The organism is Nocardioides sp. P86, from assembly GCF_023712465.1.
GTDB lineage: Bacteria > Actinomycetota > Actinomycetes > Propionibacteriales > Nocardioidaceae > Nocardioides > Nocardioides kribbensis.
This window is the reverse complement of record NZ_JAMAYE010000003.1, coordinates 420235-437087: the sequence shown is the minus strand read 5'-3', so window position 1 is coordinate 437087 and position 16853 is coordinate 420235. Positions and strand designations below refer to the sequence as shown.

Sequence of the window (16853 nt, the reverse complement as noted above, 5' to 3'; positions counted from 1 at the left end):
CGCTTGTCCTTTGGTCGGTCCTGACGGTGCTGGGTGGTCCCGAGAGGGTCGTGCTGGCTGGTACGTCGTGCCGGTCGGCGCCGCGGTGCGGCCCCGCTCAGCGCTGGATGGCCTTGGTCTCGAGGAACTCCTCGATGCCCGCCGGGCCGGCCTCGCGGCCCAGGCCCGACTGCTTGTAGCCGCCGAACGGAGCCGCGGGGTTGAACGCTCCGCCGTTGACCTCGATCTGGCCGGCTCGCAGCCGCTTGGCCACGCGCAGCGCTCGCTCGTCGTCGCCGGACCACACCGCGCCGGCGAGGCCGTAGTCGGTGTCGTTGGCGATCGCGACGGCCTCCTCCTCGTCGGAGTAGGGGAGGATCGAGAGCACGGGGCCGAAGATCTCCTCCCGGGCGATGGTCATGTCGTTGGTGACGTCGCTGAAGATCGTCGGCGCCACGAAGTAACCGCTCTCGTGCTCGTTCTCCAGGCCCCCGACCACCAGGCGCGCGCCCTCGTCGATGCCGGTCTGGATGAAGCCCCGCACCTTCTCGTGCTGGGTGGCGTTGACCAGCGGGCCGAGCACGCTGGACTCCTGGTCCCACGGGCCCGTGGTGTAGGTCGCGGCGACACGGGTGGCGATCTCCTCGACCTCGGCGAGACGCGAGGCCGGCACGAGCATCCGGGTGAGCGCGGTGCAGGCCTGGCCGCAGTTGAGGTAGGCGTTGGCCAGTCCCCCGGTGACGGCCTGCTCGAGGTCGGCGTCGTCGAGGATGACGTTGGCCGACTTGCCGCCGAGCTCGAGCGCGACCCGCTTCACCGTGCCGGCGGCGACCTCGGCGATCCGCTTGCCGGCTCGCGTCGAGCCGGTGAAGGAGATCATGTCGACGTCGCGGTGCGCGACGAGAGCCTCGCCGACCCCGGGCCCGTTGCCGTGGACCATGTTGAAGACACCGGCCGGAAGGCCGATCTCGTCGAAGATCTCGGCCAGGGCCACCACCAGGAGCGGGGTGACCTCGGTGGGCTTCACCACCACGGTGCAGCCGGCGGCGAAGGCCGCGGCCACCTTGAGGGCCACCTGGTGCAGGGGGAAGTTCCACGGCGTGATGCAGCCGACCACGCCCACCGGCTCGCGCACGATGAGGGAGTTCCCGATCTCGGTGCCCTCGAAGTCGTAGGAGGTGGCCAAGTCCGCGTAGTAGCCGAAGTTGAAGATCGGCAGGCCCAGCTGCACGGCCTTGACCGCCTCGAGCGGGGCTCCGATGTCCCGCGACCCGAGCTCGGCGAGGGCCTCCATCCGCTCGACGAGCAGCTCGGAGGTCCGGGTGAGGTAGGCCGCCCGCTCGGAGGGGGCCAGGGCCGCCCAGGCGGGGAAGGCGGCCCGCGCGGCGGCGACGGCCTTGTCGACGTCGGCGACGGCGCCCTCGGCGACCTCGGCGATGACCTGCTCGGTGACCGGGCTGCGCACCTCGATGCGCCCGGGCGCGTCGGAAGCGACCCACCGCCCGTCGATGTAGAGGGCTGTGGCGTCGACGACCTCGTCGGCACGGAGGCCGGCGAGCATCGCCTCGAGGGTCGGGCTGGCGAGCGTGCTCTGCGACATGGAAAGCGTCCTTCGCGAAGGGCCTGGCGGGCCGGATGGCTGCGTGTCGCCAGGGGCACTCCGAGTCGTGCGCCGGGCTGTGGTGTCGATCACACCACCCTGAAGTGCGGGCGTCAACCCTGGTGTTGACAAAAGTCCGGGAAGGGCGGGCGGCCTCCCTTCCCAGCGCCCTCGGGGCGGCCGGAGGAGGGCAGGCGCGCAGCGCGCACCGCCGCCCGCAGCACCTCGGGGGCCGCCCACTAGGGCGTCCGGCCCCACACGGGTGGGCGCTTCTCGGCGAAGGCGCGTGCACCCTCGCGAGCGTCGTCGGAAGCGGCGAGCGCCTCGAGCAGCTCGTCCTGACGGGCCACGTCGTCGGCCGAGGGCGCGAGCCGCCGGTCGAGCAGCTCCTTGCTCGCCCGCAGCGAGCCCGGCGCGCTGGCCGCGACCTGGCGCGCGAGGACCAGGGCGCGGTCGAGCGCCTCCCCGGGCGCCGTCACCTCGTTGACCAGGCCCCATCGCTCCGCCTCCTGCGCCGAGAACGGCTCCCCCGTGAGAGCGCACCGCATCGCGACCGCCCGGGGCACGCGTGCGGAGAGCCGCAGGAGGCCACCCGCCCCCGCCACCAGACCCAGCCTGGCCTCGGGGAGGCCGAGACGCGCGTCCAGGGCGGCCACGACGAGGTCGCAGGCCAGCACGATCTCGAAGCCACCCGCGAGGGCCGTGCCCTCGACGGCGGCCACCAGCGGCTTGACCGGCGGCCGACGGGTGAAGCCGAGACCGCGGCCGGGCACCTCCGGACGCTGCCCGGTGGCGAGGAATGCCTTGAGGTCCATGCCGGCGCAGAAGTGGCCGCCGGCGCCGGTGAGCACCCCCACGGCCAGGCCCGGATCGCCGTCGAGGCCGTCGAGCGCCTCGGCCAGGGCGGTCGCGGTCGGGAGGTCGAGGGCGTTGCGCACCGCGGGGCGGTCGAGGGTGACCACGCGCACCGCCCCGACGTCCTCGACACCGACCGCGGCCCCCATCAGTCCGCCTGCCGCGACTTCTTGAGCGCCGAGCGGGCCGCCAACCGGTCGGAGACCACGACCCCGCTCGCCACCTTCCCGCCGACCACGGTGACGAAGCCGGCCACGTCCATCACGGCGCTGCCGCCCGAGCCGTCGGCCGCCGCGCCGGCGAGACGCCCGTGGAAGGCGACCCGCGAGCCCGCCGACACCACCACGTCGACCTCCCCGCCGTGCACCGTCAGCGCAGGGCCGGCGTCGTCGAGGTCCGCGTCGTCCCAGACCACGCCCTCGACCGCTGGCAGCCCTGCCTCCAGCCACGCCAGCACGACGGACTCGGCGGCCGGGTCGGCGGGCTCCGCGGGGGTGTCCCACGGCGCCACGGCCGGCGAGCCGACCGGGTCGGGCGTGCCCGAGGCGAGCTGTCGACGCCGCGCGGCGTAGTCCTCCTCGGCCCAGGCGCGGATCAGCCGGTCGCCGCCGGCGCCGTTGCCCCTGACCCCGGAGTCGGAGTCGGAGTCGGAGTCGAAGAGCACGACCCCTGTCCAGGCCGCGGCGTTGCCGTCGTGGCGCAGCGAGACGCCGTGCTCGGTGAAGTGCACCGCGGCCTGGCGGCCGTTGGTCAGCACGTCGTGCACGGTCAGCACGAGCCCGGGGAACTGCGCGAGCTGGCCGACCGTGGCCTCGACGTAGTCGTCACGGCGGTCGACCTCGAAGGTGCCGATACGCAGCCGGTAGTCCTCGGCGAGCAGGTCCTCGCACGCAGCGGGGTCGTGGCCGTTGAGCCAGCTCACCGTCCACCGCCTCACCAGCGGCAGGACCCGGTCGGGCACGGCCCCGACGGAGCCCTTCTCGACACCTGCCACCTCGGCGCTCACGAGACGGGACTTCCGTGGGACATGCGCAGCTCCTTCTTGAGGATCTTGCCCGAGGCGTTGCGGGGAAGGACCTCGATGGTCTCGACCGCGCGGGGGCACTTGTAGTGGGCGAGGCGGTCGCGGGCGAAGGCGATCAGGTCGGCGGCGTCGACCTCGACGCCGGGGCGGGGCACGACGAGCGCCTTGACGCTCTCGCCCCACCGCCGCGACGGCACGCCGATCACCGCGACCTCCAGCACCGCCGGGTGGTGGGCCAGGACGTTCTCGACCTCGGCGGGATAGACGTTCTCACCGCCGGTGATGACCATGTCCTTCATCCGGTCGTGGAGGAAGAGGAAGCCGTCGGCGTCCCGGTAGGCGGCGTCCCCGGTGCGCAGCCAGCCGTCGGCGGTCAGCGCCTGCGCGGTCGCCTCCGGCTGGCGCCAGTAGCCGGGCGTCACCTGGCCCGAGCGGACCCAGATCTCCCCCACGGCGCCCACCTCGGCCGCCTCGAGTGTCACCGGGTCACGCACCTCGACCTCGCAGGCCCACGGCAGGGCCTTGCCGATCGAGCGCAGCAGGTGGGCGCGCGGGCCGCCCGGGTCGTGGTCGGTGGCAGCCAGCGCGACCACGGTGCCCGAGGTCTCGGTCATCCCGTAGACACCGAGGAAGTCGCAGCGCAGTGCCGCGATCGCCGACTCCAGGAGCGCCTCGCTCATGGGTGCCCCGCCGTAGGCCACCAGCCGCAGGCTGGAGACGTCGGAGGTGCGCAGCGCCGGCGAGCCGACGATGCCCTGGATCACGGCAGGCACCATGAAGGCGTGGGTCACCCCGTGACGCTCGATCGCACCCAGCAGCGTGAGGGGGTCCGAGTCGGGCACCAGCACGGTCGTGCCGCCCTGGGTCAGGGCGGTCGAGCCGTAGCCCGCGCCGCCGATGTGGAAGAGCGGCGAGGGCACCAGGTTCACCGTGTCGGCGTCCATGCCGTAGAGCAGGCGTCCGCTGGTCCGGGTGAAGGCGAGGTTGTCGTTGGTGATGAGCGTGCCCTTGGGCAGGCCGGTCGTGCCGGAGCTGTAGAACTGCAGCAGCACGCTCTCCCCACGCGTGCGCGTCTCGACCGGGGTGTCGTCGGCCGCGGCGACGAGGGCGTCGAGCTCGGACCCCGTGGTCACGACGCGCACCCCGGCGTCGGCGTCGACCAGGTGCACGAGGTCGGGCGAGACCACCAGCAGCGACAGGTCGGCGTCGGCGGTGATCGAGACCAGCTCGGAGCGGGAGAGTCGCCAGTTGAGCCCGACGAGCACGGCGTCCTGGAGGCTGCAGGCCAGGGCCAGCTCGAAGAAGGCCGGGGAGTTCCTGCCCAGGAACCCGACGCGCCGCTGGTCGGCGACGCCGAGACCGTCGAGCACGTGGGCCAGCCGGGTGCCCCGGCCGTGGAGGTCGGCGAAGCTGAGGCGCTGCTCCTCGAAGAGGATGGCCGTGGCGTCGGGGGTGCGGGACGCCAGGTCGCCCAGCGCCTCCGCGAAGGTGAAGGTCACGCCGCTCTCCTCAGTAGCTCTTGGGCAGCCCGAGGCTGTGCTGCGCGACGTAGTTGAGGACCATCTCGCGGCTCACGGGAGCCGTCTTGAGCATGCGTGCGGTGAACCACAGGTCGGAGAGCCCGTACTCGTTGGACAGGCCGTTGCCACCGTGGGTCTGCATCGCCTGGTCGAGTGAGAGCAGGCAGGCGTCGGCGGCGGCGAGCTTGGCGATGTTGGCCGCCTCGGCGCAGGCGGCGTCCTGACCGGTGTCGTAGAGCTCCGCGGCGCGGAAGTTCATCAGCCGGGCCTGCTGCACGTCGATGTAGGCCTTGGCGAGGGGGTGCGACAGGCCCTGGTGGGCGCCGATGGGCTGGCTCCACACCGTGCGCTGGTTGGCGTAGAGCGCTCCGCGCTGCAGGGCGTACAGCGCGATGCCGGAGGCGATCGCCGCAGCAGCGACCCGCTCGGGGTTGAGCCCGGCGAAGACCTGCTGGAGACCGCGGCCCTGGTCACCGACGATCGAGTCGGCGGCGACGGGCACGTCGTCGTAGAAGGTGACGAACTGTCGCTCCGGCGCCCGCAGGGCCGAGTCGATCACGGTGTAGCTGAATCCGGGCGCGTCCGTCGGGATCAGGAAGAGCGACAGCGTGCGCTTGCCGTCGGGGCCCGGCTCGGCATCGCGGGCCACCACCATGACGGCGTCGGCCTCGTCGACCCCGGAGGTCCAGTACTTCTGTCCCGTGAGGGTCCACCCGCCGCCGGGCGACGGCGTCGCGGTGGTGGAGATGTTGTGGGTGTTGGTGCCGGCGTCGGGCTCCGTGATCGCGAAGACCACCTTCTTCTCCCCGCTGCAGATCCCCTCCAGCCACCTCTCCTTGAGCACCTCGGATCCGTGGCGGGCGATGATCGATGCGGTGATCGAGCTGATGACGATCATCTGCATCGGGCAGCCCTGGGCGGCGCACTCCTCGATCACGACGGCCAGGTCGGCCAGGCCCCCGCCCCCGCCGCCCCACTCCTCGGGCATGTTCACGCCCAGGAAGCCGGCGTGCCCGAGGTCGCGGTAGAGCTCGTCGGGGAAGCCGCCCCGGGCTGCCGCCTCCTGGAAGTAGGCACGACCGTACTTGCCGGCCAGGGCCGCCACCGACTCCCGCAACGCCCGACGTTCCTCGGTCTCCGGGATGAGCGGAGAGTGGCTCAGCTTCAGGTCGGGCATCGGGACTCCTCGTGGTGGCGGGTGGTGGACGGCGCGGGGCAGGTCGACCGGGTCAGAGCAGCTCGAGGATCGTGGCGTTGGAGAGCCCGCCGCCCTCGCACATCGTCTGGAGGCCGTAGCGCACGCCGGCCTCGCGCATGTGGTGGACCATCGTGGTCATCAGCCGAGCCCCACTGGCGCCGAGCGGGTGGCCGATGGAGATCGCACCACCGTGGGGGTTCATCAGGGCCGGGTCGGCTCCGATCTCCTTCTGCCAGGCGAGCGGCACCGAGGCGAAGGCCTCGCTGACCTCGAAGACGCCGATGTCGGAGAGCGAGAGGCCCGAGCGGTCCATGGCCTTGCGGGTGGCGGGGATCAGGGCGGTGAGACTGATGATGGGGTCGTCGCCCGCGACGACGGCGGTGTGCACCCGCGCGATCGGCGTCATGCCGAGCTCTCGCGCCTTGTCGCCGGTCATGACCAGCAGCGCCGCCGCGCCGTCGTTGATCGAGGAGCTGTTGCCGGCGGTGAGCAGGCCGTCCTCGGCGAAGACCGACCGCAGGCCGGCGAGCTTCTCCAGCGAGCCGCCCGGCCGGATGCCCTCGTCGTGCTCGACGGTCACTCCGTCGGCAGTGGTCACCGAGACGATCTGGCTCTCGAAGAGGCCGTTCTTCTGGGCGTGGGCCGCCTTCTCGTGCGACGACAGCGCGAACTCGTCGAGCTGGGTGCGGGTGAGCGACCAGCGACGGTTGATCTCCTCGGCGCCGAGGCCCATGTGGGGTCGACGCCCGTCGTAGCGGGCGGCGAAGCGCTCCCCGAACGGGTCCTTGTCGAGCACCGAGGCCCCCATCGGCACGCGGCTCATCACCTCGACGCCGCCGGCGACGACGATGTCGGCCTGCCCCGAGACGACCATGGCGGCGGCGGAGTGCACGGCCTGCTGGGAGGAGCCGCACTGCCGGTCGAGGGTCGTGCCGGGCACCGACTCGGGCCACCCGGCAGCGATCACCGCGTTGCGCGCCACGTTGTAGGTCTGCTCGGCGACCTGGTGCACACAGCCCCAGTGGACGTCGTCGACCAGGGCGGGGTCGAGTCCGGTCCGGGCGGCGAGGGCGACGAGCAGGTCGGCCGAGAGGTCGACCGGGTGCTCGGCGGACAGGCCGCCGCCCCGCTTCCCGACGGGGGTACGGATGGCTTCCACGATCACGGCGTCGCGCACGGTCACTCCTCAGGTGGTGTCGGTCACACCAGTATCAACACATGCGTTGACGCTCCACAAGGCCTACGAGCGCTCTCCTTCGGACCAGTCGAAGAACCCGCGCCCCGACTTCCGGCCCAGCCGACCCTCGGCGACCATCTCCTCGAGCAGGCGCGGGGGCGCGAACCGCGGGCCGAGGGACACCTCGAGCTGACGGCTGATGTCGAGGCGCACGTCGAGACCGACGATGTCGCTGAGCGTGAGCGGCCCGACCGGGTGGCGGTAGGCCAGCCGCACGGCCCGGTCGATGTCCTCGGCCGCGGCGACACCCTCCTCGAGCATCCGGATGGACTCCAACGCCAGCGTCAGGTCGAGCCGGCTGGTGGCGAAGCCCGGCGAGTCGTTGACGACGGCGCTCTCCTTGCCCATCGCCCCGACGAGGTCGAGGGCGAGGGCGAGGGACTCCGCGCCGGTGCGAGCCCCCCGGACCACCTCGACGAGCCCGATCGACCAGACCGGGTTGAAGAAGTGCAGGCCGCAGAAACGCTCAGGATGCGCCAGGGGAGCAGCCAGGGCGTCCACCGACATCGAGCTCGTGTTGGTCGCGAGCAGTCGTGGAGCGAGCGCCTCGGCCGCGGCGAGCACTGCCGCCTTGAGGTCCGCCCGCTCGGGCACGCTCTCCACGATCACGTCCAGACCCACGGGGAGGTCCTCGACCGACCCGACGACCACGAGGCCCTCGCGGACGGCGTCGGCCCGCGCCTCGTCGAGGCGTCCGCGGGCGACGCCGCCGGCCAGCGCGGCGTCCACCTCGTCGCGCAGGGCCCTCACGCGCTCGGCACTGGGCTCGACCACCGTGGTGCGCAGGCCGTGGGTGGCCATCACGTAGGCGATGCCCACCCCCATGGTGCCGCCGCCGACGACCGCGCCCCGGAGCGCCGCCCGCACCGGAGTGCTCACCACCCGGCTCCCCTCACACGGTCGCAGCACGGACGGGAAGGTCGGGTCATCGTGGTCCTCGGCTTCACTCGGTCGTCCCGACGGTCGGGGACCGCCCCGACCGTACGGCGCCCCGCGCTCGACCGTCAACGTTCTTGTTGACGGACTGCGGTCCGGTCGCAAGGGCGGCTCAGCGACGCGAGCGCGGCGAGCGCGGCAGCAGGCAGCGCGGCGAGCGGGCGCGCAGAGCGCCCAGCCACAGGCCGGTGCCGTAGGCGAGGTCGTCGAGGCGGCGGCCGAGCAGCAGCAGGCGCGGGTCGGCGCGGGGGTGCTCGCGCACGCCGACCGCCAGGTCGACCACGAGGGCCGAGACGACGGCGCGGCGCACGTCGCGGCTCAGCGCGGCGCCGACCACGGTGAGCGGCCACCAGTGCCGCAGCAGCAGGCCGGTCTCCTGGCGCACGGCCCAGCCCAGGCCGCGGGCGGTGAGGCCGGCGGCCAGGCGCGGGCGCTCCGGCGCCTCGGGCAGCGTGGTGGCCAGGGCGTGCGCGCCGCGGGCCACGGCCAGGGCCGCCACCGGGGCCGACCAGCGGCGGCGCAGCAGCAGCGCCGCCGCGGCGAGCGCCAGCTCCGGTGAGAGCACCGCGGGCGCGCCGCGGTCGCCGTGGCGCTGGGCCAGCAGCGCCCCACCGGTGCCGTAGAGCACCTTGCGGCCCAGCCAGCCGCGCACGGTGGCCCGGGCGTCGTGGTCGACCCGCTCGCCCGCGTCGTAGCGCACGGTGCGACCGGCGACGTCGAGGCGCCAGACGAGGTCGACGTCCTCGGCCACCCGCAGCCCGGGCTCGAAGCCCTCGCCGAGGTCGGCGACCCGCCCGACCAGGCAGGCGGCGGGCAGCCAGCCGACCGCGGCACCCGGGCGCACGACCCCGCCGCGGGCCCCGAGGCCGAGCGAGGAGGCGACCTCGTCGTAGCTCTCCCACCACCGCACCCGCGTGCTGCGCGCCCGGCCGACCACCCGCGGGCCGACCAGCGCGACCGTCGGGTCGAGGAGGTGCCGGGCCAGGCGCAGGAGCAGGTCGGTGCCGACGGTGACGTCGCAGTCGACGAAGGCGACGTAGGGCGTGCGCACGTGGGCCAGACCGGCGTTGCGGGCGCCGCCGGGTCCGACGTTGACGGCGAGCGCGAGCACCTCGACGCCGTGGCGGCGGGCGACCGCGGCGACGGCGGCGGGGTCGTGGGAGGCGTCGTCGACGACGAGCACGCGGCAGGCCCGACCCAGGGCGCCCAGCGCGCGGTCGAGCTGGTCGCAGCGGTCACGCACGGGCAGCACCACGGTGAGCAGGTCGGCCGCGACCGGTGCGGGGTCGAGCACCGGCTCCGCGACGTCGGCGCGCAGCAGGCTCGCGGCCAGCGCGGCCGAGCGGTCGTCGGTCACCACGAAGCCGCCGTCGCCCAGCACGGCGAGCGCCGCGGGCGAGAGCCGCATCGCGCGCATCGGCGAGCCCCCGACGAGCAGCCGTCCGCCGTCGAGGCGGCGTACGTCGGGGCGCAGGGCCACCCGGAAGCCGTCGGGCAGCCGGTCGGGGGTGCGGGCGGCGCGGGGAGCCGCGGCGTCGGCGCGGGTCGGCGCGTCGGGACTCATCGGCGCGGGACCCTCATCCGGGGAAGCCGCCGTCGGCGTGGACGACGCCGCCGTGGAGCACGGCGCCGGCCGGCGAGCAGCAGAAGGCGATGGTCGCGGCGAGCTCCTCGGGCTCCAGCGGTCGGCGCAGCAGCTGGTGGGCGGCGAGGGCGGCGACGTCGGTGTCGTAGAGCGCGGCGGTCTGCTCGAGCATGGGGGTGCGGGTGGAGCCCGGCGAGACGGCCACGGCGGTGACGCCGGTGCCGACGAGGTCGGCGGCCAGGCCCTTCACGAGGCCGACCACGGCGTGCTTGACCGCGTTGTAGCCCGCCATCCGGAAGAGGCCGTGGGTGCCGGCCGCCGACGCGACCGCCACGAACCGGCAGCCCGACGGGTCGGGCCCGGCCAGCATCGCGGGCACGCTCACGGCGGCGGTGAGCCACACGCCGCGGGCGTCGACGTCCCAGAGCAGGTCGAGCTCCTCGTCGGGGGTCTCCCACAGCGCTCGTCCCCCCGCGACCACGGCCGCCGCCGCGACCACGGCGTCGAGGCGGCCCCAGCGCTCCAGCACCCGGGCGACGGCGGCGGCGAGGGCGGCGCGGTCGCGCACGTCGGCGACGCACGCCTCGGCCTCGGGCCAGGGCGCCACCACGGCGTCGAGGTCGGCCCGCGTCGGCAGGGCGTACGGCGACGCCTCGGGGCCGGCGCACGCGTCGAGCGCGAGCACCGCCCAGCCGTCCTCGGCCAGGCGCGCGACGGTCGCGGCGCCGATGCCGCGGGCCGCGCCGGTGACCAGGGCGACCCTCACGCGGGGGCCCCGGCGGGCTGCGCCGCGGCGGTGCCCTCGCGGGCGAGTCGCTGCACCACGTCGCGCGCCATCGCCTCGAGCACCCGCTCGCCCTCCGCGGCGCTCGCGCCCGCGGGGTCGCCGAGCACGCCGTTGGCCGAGACCGCGCCGACGCCCCCGCTCCGCAGGGCGGGCAGCAGCTCGTGCACCGGCGTCGTGTTGCCGGCCACCGCGCGGTCGAGGCGCACCGCCGCGGGGCGCAGGTGGAGCATCAGCGAGGTCTCGATGAAGCCGGCGTGGGCGTCGACCTCCTCGGTCGCGCAGGGCGCCCAGGTGACGTCGTGGCCCTCCGCGCGCAGCTGGCGCAGCGCCGCCCCGAGGGCCTGGAGGTTGCCGCCGTGGGCGTTGACGAAGACCACCCGGCCGGCCCACGTGCGCAGCGAGCGGGTGAGCTCGACCAGCAGGGCGTGGAGCGCGTCGGTGCCGATCGAGGCGGTGCCGGCGAACATCTGGTGCTCCCCGCTCGCGGCGTAGACCACCGGCGGCGCGACCCACAGGTCGCCCGACCCGTCGGGGTCGAGCAGCTCGGCCACCCGGCGGGCGACGGCGTCGGCGATCGCAGCGTCGGTGTCGAGCGGGAGGTGCGGGCCGTGCTGCTCCAGCGACCCCAGCGGCACGAGCACCGTCGGGGTCGCCGGGAGGTCGGGCCAGGTGGCGTCGGCCAGGTCACGGCGGTCGACCGGCGTCGCGACGCCGGCCGGCGCGGGGTGCGGGTCCACCGGGGCCCTCAGTGGTGGACCGGGTCCGGGGCCGCGTCGGGGGCCACGCCGGGGGCCGGGGCGTCGGCGGGCACGCCGAGGGCGCGGACGAAGCCGTCGGGCACGACCAGCAGGTCGGGGGTGAGCTGGTCGATCGACGACAGACCCATGCCGAGCAGAGCGGAGTCGATGCCCGAGCGCAGCACGTCGAGCACGTTGCCGACGCCCTGCTCGCCGTTGGCGGCCAGGCCCCACAGGTAGGCGCGCCCGATCATGACCGCGCGGGCGCCCAGGGCCAGGGCCTTGACCACGTCGGAGCCGCGCCGGACGCCGCCGTCCATGAGCACCTCGACGTCGTGGCCGACGGCGTCGGCGATCGGCCCGATCACGCGGATGGTGGCCGGGGTGCCGTCGAGGTTGTTGCCGCCGTGGTTGGAGACCGAGATCGCCGTGACGCCGCAGTCGCGGGCCCGCAGGGCGTCGTCGACGCGGCAGACGCCCTTGAGCATGAACGGCATGCCGCTGAGCTGGGTCCACTGCTCGCGCATCCAGGCGACGTCCTCCCAGGTGGGCGGGGTGGTGGTCATCCACTCGTAGTAGGCGCCGAAGAACGTCGGCCCCTTCGCCTGACCGGGAGGGGCGAGGTTGGGGGCGGTGAGGTCGGGGATCGTGCCCGTGCGGCCGAACTGGTAGAGCCAGCGCGCCTTGGTCGCCACCTGGGGCGCCATCCGCACCATCGTCCTCAGGTCGACCTTCTCGGGGATCTCGGGGCTGCCCCAGTCGCGGCCCATCGAGAACGACCAGTCGAGGGTGGCGATGAGGCCCTTGGCGCCGGCCTTCTTGGCCCGCTGCATGCGCTGGAGCATCACGTCGCGGTCGCCCGTCCAGTACATCTGGAAGAAGGTCTGGTCGTTGACCGCGCAGACCTCCTCCACCGACTTCGAGGCGAAGTTCGACAGCCCCATGACCGTGCCGCGCGACGCCGCCGCCCGGGCCACGGCGACCTCGCCGTCGGGGTGGACGGCCTGCACCCCGGTGGGGCTGATCACCACCGGCAGGGAGATCTGCTGCCCCATGACGGTGGTGGCCATCGAGCGCTCGGGCTGGTGGCCCGCGACGTGCGGGGCGAAGCCGATCTCGGCGAAGGCGGCCTGGTTGTCGGCGATGGTCTGGCCACGCTCGGAGCCGGCCACGAGAGCGCCGTAGACCGGCGCGGGCAGGCGCTTGCGGGCCCGCTCCTGGGCCACCGCCACCGACTCGAACCACGGGTTCTGCTTCCAGGGGTTCTCCACCTTGGAGAGCCACTCGGGCTTGGTCATGGCGCTACCTCACTGCTCGGTGTGCGGGATCGACTGCGGGTCGGGCTGCTGGACCGACTGCTGGACCGGCTGCTGGACCGGCTGCTGGACCGACTGCTGGAGCGGCGGGGGCACGAAGCCCGCGAGCGGGCTCTCCGCGCAGGCCGAGACCGGCGGGGCCGACGGCAGGGTCAGGGTGTCGGGGCGCCGGCCGAGGGTGAGCATCACCGGCTGGTTGCGCGTCGGCGCGGTCTTGGAGTGGTCCTGGCTCGACGCCGGCACCTGGCGCCCGCCGGCGGCGTCGAGGGCGACCAGCGCCTGCTCACCGTAGCCCTGCACGCACTCGGGGTCGGGGCCGTCCATGGGCAGGCCGGTGAAGAACTTCGCGGCCATGCAGCCGCCGCGGCAGGTGTCGTAGAACTGGCAGCTCGCGCAGGCCCCGCCGGTCTGCGGCGCGCGCAGCCCGAGGAAGAGCTCGGAGGTCTGCCAGACCTTCTGGAAGCCGCCGTCGGCGAGCAGGTTGCCCGCGAGGAACTCGTCGTGGATGGCGAAGGGGCAGGCGTAGACGTCGCCGACGGGGTCGATGAGGCACACCACGCGCCCGGCACCGCACAGGTTGAGCCCGGGCAGCGACTCGCCGTAGGCGGCGAGGTGGAAGAAGGAGTCGCCGGTGAGGACGTCCTCGCCGTGGGCGACCAGCCAGTCGTAGAGCTCGCGCTGCTGGTGGGGCAGCGGGTGCAGCTCGTCCCACACGTCGGCGCCGCGGCCGCTGGGGCGCAGCCGGGTGAGGCGCAGCGTCGCGCCGAAGCGGTCGGCGAGGGCCTTGAACTCGTCGAGCTGGCCGATGTTCTCCCGCGTGCAGACCACCGAGATCTTGGCGTCGGTGAAGCCGGCGTCCTGGAGGTTGGCCAGCGCGGTCAGCGCGGTGTCGTAGGAGCCCGGGCCGCGCACGTGGTCGTTGACCTCCGCGGTCGCGCCGTCGAGGGAGATCTGCACGTCGACGTAGCCGCCGAAGGCGGGCGAGGCCAGCAGCCGTGCGTTCTCCGGGGTCAGGCGCACGCCGTTGGTGGAGAACTTCACGCCGACCTGGTGGTCCACGGCGTACTGCAGCAGGTGCCAGAAGTCGGGGCGGATCGTGGGCTCGCCGCCGCCGACGTTGACGTAGAAGACCTGCATGCGCTGCAGCTCGTCGATGACCGCCTCGGCCTGCTCGGTGGTGAGCTCGCGGGGGTCTCGCCGGCCGCTGCTCGAGAGGCAGTGGGCGCACTCGAGGTTGCAGGCGTAGGTGAGCTCCCAGGTCAGGCAGATGGGGGCGTCGAGGCCGAGCTCGAACTGCTCGACCAGCGTGCCGCCGAGGGGGCGCTCCCGAGTGCTCGGGGCGGCGCTCGGGGCGGCGGTCGGGGCGGCGGTCGGGGCGGCGGTCGGGGCGGCGGGTCGGACGGGGGCGAGGGTCATGCGACGGCCTCCTGGGCGCGCGGGCGGATCATGTCGGAGTCGGCCAGGCCGCGCAGGGCCCCGGCGTACGCCGCGTGCTGCGGCTCGGGCACGCCGACGGCCTCGAGGGTCGTGCGGACGTCGGGGTGGTCGGCGAGGGCCCGGACCACTGCCACCAGCTCCGGGCGCTTGAGGAAGGTGAGCTTCCGGTTGCCGAAGTGGTAGGCCAGCGCACCGAAGGGCTCGGGTCGCAGGGCCACCGAGGGCGACAGGGTCCAGGCCTCGTCGAGCATCAGTACACGCCGCACATGCCGTCGATCGAGACCTCCTCGATGAGGCTCTCCGCGGTCAGGCCGGCCTCCGGGCCGGCGGCCTCGGGCGTGGTGTCCGGCGTGGTGTCCTCGGGGTTCATGGGTGCTCCTCTCGTGCTGCTGCGGATCGTGGTGCAGGTCACACCGGACGCTAATGGCACCCGTGGCCAAAACGCCAGGGGTCGGGGGCCCCGAATCCGGCACGGCCCCAGAACCCTCCGAACGGGCAGGTGCCGCCGCCGCCCGGCCGCGCAGGGCCGCCGCTCGTCCGCGGGTGTACCTTGCGGCCGTGGTCGACGACAGCGCGCGCCGTCAGGGGCGACCGGTCGTCACCACCCACGCGGCCATCGAGCAGGCCGCCTTCCGACTCTTCGCCGAGCGCGGCTTCGAGGGCACCACGCTCGACGCGATCGCCGACGAGGTCGGCGTCGGGAGGCGGACCCTGTTCCGCTACTACCGCTCCAAGAACGACATCCCGTGGGGCCGCTTCGACCTCACCCTCGCGCGCTTCCGACACCTGCTGGCCGACGCCCCGGCCGACGAGCCGCTGTGGCGTGGCGTGCACCGTGCCGTGCGCGCCTTCAACGAGTTCCCGCCCGCCGCCGACCCCACCCACGTCGACCGGATGCGGCTGATCCTGCGGACCCCGGCGCTCCAGGCGCACTCCGTGCTCCGCTACGCCGAGTGGCGCCAGGTCATCGCCGAGCACGTCGCCGCGCGCACCGGCGCCCGCCCCGGCGACCTGCTCCCGCAGACCGTGGGCCAGGTCAGCCTGGCCCTCGCGCTCGCGGCGTACGACGTGTGGCTCGACGACCCCGCCCGCTCGCTGCCCGACCTGGTCGACGCCGCGATGCTCACCCTGCGCGACCACCTCGACCCCACCACCTGACCGCACCGCCCGACCCCGGCGCCCGACCCCGGCACCGGGCAGGCGCCGGGCAGGCGTGACGTGCGGATCGCACGCAGCCGGTGCGTGCGATCCGCGTGTCAGGCCCTGCCGGGCCGCGTCAGTCGCGCGGCTGGGCCTGCTTCCACTCGCGGAAGCCCTCCTCGGTGCGGCCCCGGCGCCAGTAGCCGGAGATCGACAGGTCGGCGCGGTCGACGCCGCGCTCGCCGAGCAGGTGGGGGCGCAGGCGGCGCATCACCTCGCCCGCCTCGCCGTGCACGAAGGCGCTGACCCGCCCGGGCGGCCAGTCGAGGGAGCGCACCGCGGCCTCGAGGGTGCCGCCGTCGCTGCGGTGCGCCACGACCAGCTCGCCGCGCTCGCCGGGATCCAACCGGGGAAGGTGCGCGGGCGACTCCACGAGCACCACGACCCGCACGACCGCGTCGGGCGGCAGCACCGCCAGTGAGGCGGTCACCGCCGGCAGCGCCGACTCGTCGCCGACGAGCAGGTGCCAGTCGGCGGTGGGGTCGGGCGACCAGGCACCGCCCGGGCCGTTGACCACCAGCGTGTCGCCCGGCGCCGCCGAGGCGGCCCACGGCCCCGCGACGCCCTCGTCGCCGTGCACCACGAAGTCGATGGCCAGCGTGCCGGCGACGACGTCGGGGAAGAGCGCGGTGTAGGTGCGCACGACCGGCAGGTCCTCGGGGGCCATCGTGGTGCGCAGGGTCCGCAGGTCGAGCTCCTCCAGCGGCGCGGGGTAGGCGACGCCCGGGCGGGGCAGGACGAGCTTGACGTAGCGGTCGGTGTGGTGGCTGTCGGCGAAGGCCGAGAGGTCGTCGCTGCGGAACCACACACGGCGCAGGCCGCTGGGGGTGGTCTCGGCGCTGGTCACGGTGAGGCGGGTCGCCATGGCGCTCCTGGGTCGGTGGTCGTGGGCTGCCCCTCCTGCCTACCCCACCTGCCCAGCAGTGGTCCTCGGACCGGCTGTGGGCAGGCTGGGGATCCGGAGGGGTCTGCGGGTTTCACCGGCCGGCTGGCGAAACCCGCACCTGTCGGCCCACGCGTCGGCCGACAGGTGCGGGTCCGGGCCGACCGGTGGGACGCAGGAGGCTGGTGGGACCAGCCGGTGCGCCGAGGGCGTGCACCGACGGGAGTCAGGCCGCGAGCGGGCGAGATCGGGACCGGCGTGGTCGCGAGCGGACCGGCGGAGCGGACCGAGCCCCCCGCTCCGGCAGGGCCGGGGCGGGGGGCTCGACGGGTGCCGCGGGTCGGCCGCGGGTCGGCGGCAGGTCAGCGGCGGCGGCCGGTGAGCTTGCCGAGGACGCTGCGCACGCCGCGGCCGATGGCCTCGTCCTGCGAGCGGCTGCCGCCCGTGGCGGTGCCCCCGACGGGACGACCGGCGGTGGCGCCGGTCGAGCGGCCGCGTCCGAGGACGCGCGAGACGATGCTGGTGATCATGGTGCTCCCTCCCGGGCCGGCGACGGTGC

General features: G+C 74.5%; 17 protein-coding genes. 1 reads left to right on the top strand and 16 read right to left on the bottom strand.

Annotated features, from left to right (window positions below; translation table 11 throughout):
• Window positions 1-97: 97 nt before the first annotated feature.
• From M3673_RS15465 to mftA, 14 genes are all read right to left on the bottom strand, one after another.
• Window positions 98-1579 carry an aldehyde dehydrogenase family protein gene (locus tag M3673_RS15465; RefSeq protein ID WP_251534706.1) on the bottom strand — a complete coding sequence of 494 codons (1482 nt, stop codon included), beginning with the start codon at window positions 1577-1579 and terminating at the stop codon, window positions 98-100.
• 239 nt (window positions 1580-1818) lie between these two features.
• A complete protein-coding gene (locus M3673_RS15460) occupies window positions 1819-2583 on the bottom strand; it encodes a crotonase/enoyl-CoA hydratase family protein (RefSeq protein WP_251534704.1) in 765 nt (254 codons plus the stop codon).
• Entirely contained in the window at window positions 2583-3440 is an 858-nt protein-coding gene (locus M3673_RS15455; protein WP_251534702.1) for a nuclear transport factor 2 family protein, read from the bottom strand. The genes M3673_RS15460 and M3673_RS15455 overlap by 1 nt, the downstream gene beginning before the upstream one ends.
• A complete protein-coding gene (locus M3673_RS15450) occupies window positions 3437-4957 on the bottom strand; it encodes an AMP-binding protein (protein WP_056863038.1) in 1521 nt (506 codons plus the stop codon). Before M3673_RS15450 ends, M3673_RS15455 begins: the two co-directional genes overlap by 4 nt.
• Window positions 4958-4967: 10 nt before the next feature.
• Entirely contained in the window at window positions 4968-6155 is a 1188-nt protein-coding gene (locus M3673_RS15445) for an acyl-CoA dehydrogenase family protein (protein ID WP_251534700.1), read from the bottom strand.
• A gap of 52 nt (window positions 6156-6207) precedes the next feature.
• Complete coding sequence (locus tag M3673_RS15440; protein WP_251534698.1) at window positions 6208-7353, bottom strand: thiolase family protein; 1146 nt, start codon at window positions 7351-7353, stop codon at window positions 6208-6210.
• Window positions 7354-7416: 63 nt separating this feature from the next.
• On the bottom strand, window positions 7417-8295 hold the full coding sequence (locus tag M3673_RS15435; protein ID WP_251534696.1) for a 3-hydroxyacyl-CoA dehydrogenase family protein: 879 nt from the start codon (window positions 8293-8295) through the stop codon (window positions 7417-7419).
• Window positions 8296-8461: 166 nt separating this feature from the next.
• The gene (gene mftF / locus M3673_RS15430) at window positions 8462-9913 is read right to left on the bottom strand and encodes a mycofactocin biosynthesis glycosyltransferase MftF (RefSeq protein ID WP_251534694.1); all 1452 of its coding nucleotides are present in this window, start codon (window positions 9911-9913) and stop codon (window positions 8462-8464) included.
• Between the two features lie 13 nt (window positions 9914-9926).
• Window positions 9927-10700: a mycofactocin-coupled SDR family oxidoreductase gene (locus tag M3673_RS15425; RefSeq protein WP_251534692.1), complete on the bottom strand. Its 774-nt coding sequence runs from the start codon at window positions 10698-10700 to the stop codon at window positions 9927-9929.
• Window positions 10697-11458, bottom strand: a complete 762-nt coding sequence (gene mftE / locus M3673_RS15420) for a mycofactocin biosynthesis peptidyl-dipeptidase MftE (RefSeq protein WP_251534690.1) — start codon at window positions 11456-11458, stop codon at window positions 10697-10699. Before mftE ends, M3673_RS15425 begins: the two co-directional genes overlap by 4 nt.
• 8 nt (window positions 11459-11466) lie before the next feature.
• Window positions 11467-12756 (bottom strand): pre-mycofactocin synthase MftD, encoded by a 1290-nt coding sequence (gene mftD, locus M3673_RS15415; RefSeq protein ID WP_251534688.1) that lies wholly within the window; start codon window positions 12754-12756, stop codon window positions 11467-11469.
• 9 nt (window positions 12757-12765) lie between these two features.
• Window positions 12766-14190, bottom strand: coding sequence for a mycofactocin radical SAM maturase (mftC, locus tag M3673_RS15410; protein WP_251534687.1), 1425 nt, complete (start codon window positions 14188-14190; stop codon window positions 12766-12768).
• Entirely contained in the window at window positions 14187-14477 is a 291-nt protein-coding gene (gene mftB, locus M3673_RS15405; RefSeq protein WP_056863032.1) for a mycofactocin biosynthesis chaperone MftB, read from the bottom strand. Before mftB ends, mftC begins: the two co-directional genes overlap by 4 nt.
• Window positions 14462-14581: a mycofactocin precursor MftA gene (gene mftA / locus M3673_RS15400; RefSeq protein ID WP_082502570.1), complete on the bottom strand. Its 120-nt coding sequence runs from the start codon at window positions 14579-14581 to the stop codon at window positions 14462-14464. The genes mftB and mftA overlap by 16 nt, the downstream gene beginning before the upstream one ends.
• 188 nt (window positions 14582-14769) lie before the next feature.
• Here mftA and mftR point away from each other — a divergent pair, with 188 nt between their 5' ends.
• Window positions 14770-15369 carry a mycofactocin system transcriptional regulator gene (mftR, locus tag M3673_RS15395; protein ID WP_251534685.1) on the top strand — a complete coding sequence of 200 codons (600 nt, stop codon included), beginning with the start codon at window positions 14770-14772 and terminating at the stop codon, window positions 15367-15369.
• A 118-nt stretch (window positions 15370-15487) separates the two neighbouring features.
• Here mftR and M3673_RS15390 read toward each other — a convergent pair whose 3' ends face one another.
• Entirely contained in the window at window positions 15488-16276 is a 789-nt protein-coding gene (locus M3673_RS15390) for a siderophore-interacting protein (RefSeq protein WP_251534684.1), read from the bottom strand.
• Between the two features lie 380 nt (window positions 16277-16656).
• Window positions 16657-16824 carry a hypothetical protein gene (locus M3673_RS15385; protein ID WP_193666348.1) on the bottom strand — a complete coding sequence of 56 codons (168 nt, stop codon included), beginning with the start codon at window positions 16822-16824 and terminating at the stop codon, window positions 16657-16659.
• Between the last annotated feature and the right edge of the window lie 29 nt (window positions 16825-16853).

What these genes read in the sequence shown, in the direction of transcription:
- M3673_RS15390 (WP_251534684.1), bottom strand. Translation starts at nt 16,276, where the DNA reads ATGGCGACCCGCCTCACCGTGACCAGCGCCGAGACCACCCCCAGCGGC.
- mftA (WP_082502570.1), bottom strand. Translation starts at nt 14,581, where the DNA reads ATGAACCCCGAGGACACCACGCCGGACACCACGCCCGAGGCCGCCGGC.
- mftF (WP_251534694.1), bottom strand. Translation starts at nt 9,913, where the DNA reads ATGAGTCCCGACGCGCCGACCCGCGCCGACGCCGCGGCTCCCCGCGCC.
- mftD (WP_251534688.1), bottom strand. Translation starts at nt 12,756, where the DNA reads ATGACCAAGCCCGAGTGGCTCTCCAAGGTGGAGAACCCCTGGAAGCAG.
- M3673_RS15445 (WP_251534700.1), bottom strand. Translation starts at nt 6,155, where the DNA reads ATGCCCGACCTGAAGCTGAGCCACTCTCCGCTCATCCCGGAGACCGAG.
- M3673_RS15465 (WP_251534706.1), bottom strand. Translation starts at nt 1,579, where the DNA reads ATGTCGCAGAGCACGCTCGCCAGCCCGACCCTCGAGGCGATGCTCGCC.
- mftC (WP_251534687.1), bottom strand. Translation starts at nt 14,190, where the DNA reads ATGACCCTCGCCCCCGTCCGACCCGCCGCCCCGACCGCCGCCCCGACC.
- M3673_RS15385 (WP_193666348.1), bottom strand. Translation starts at nt 16,824, where the DNA reads ATGATCACCAGCATCGTCTCGCGCGTCCTCGGACGCGGCCGCTCGACC.
- M3673_RS15460 (WP_251534704.1), bottom strand. Translation starts at nt 2,583, where the DNA reads ATGGGGGCCGCGGTCGGTGTCGAGGACGTCGGGGCGGTGCGCGTGGTC.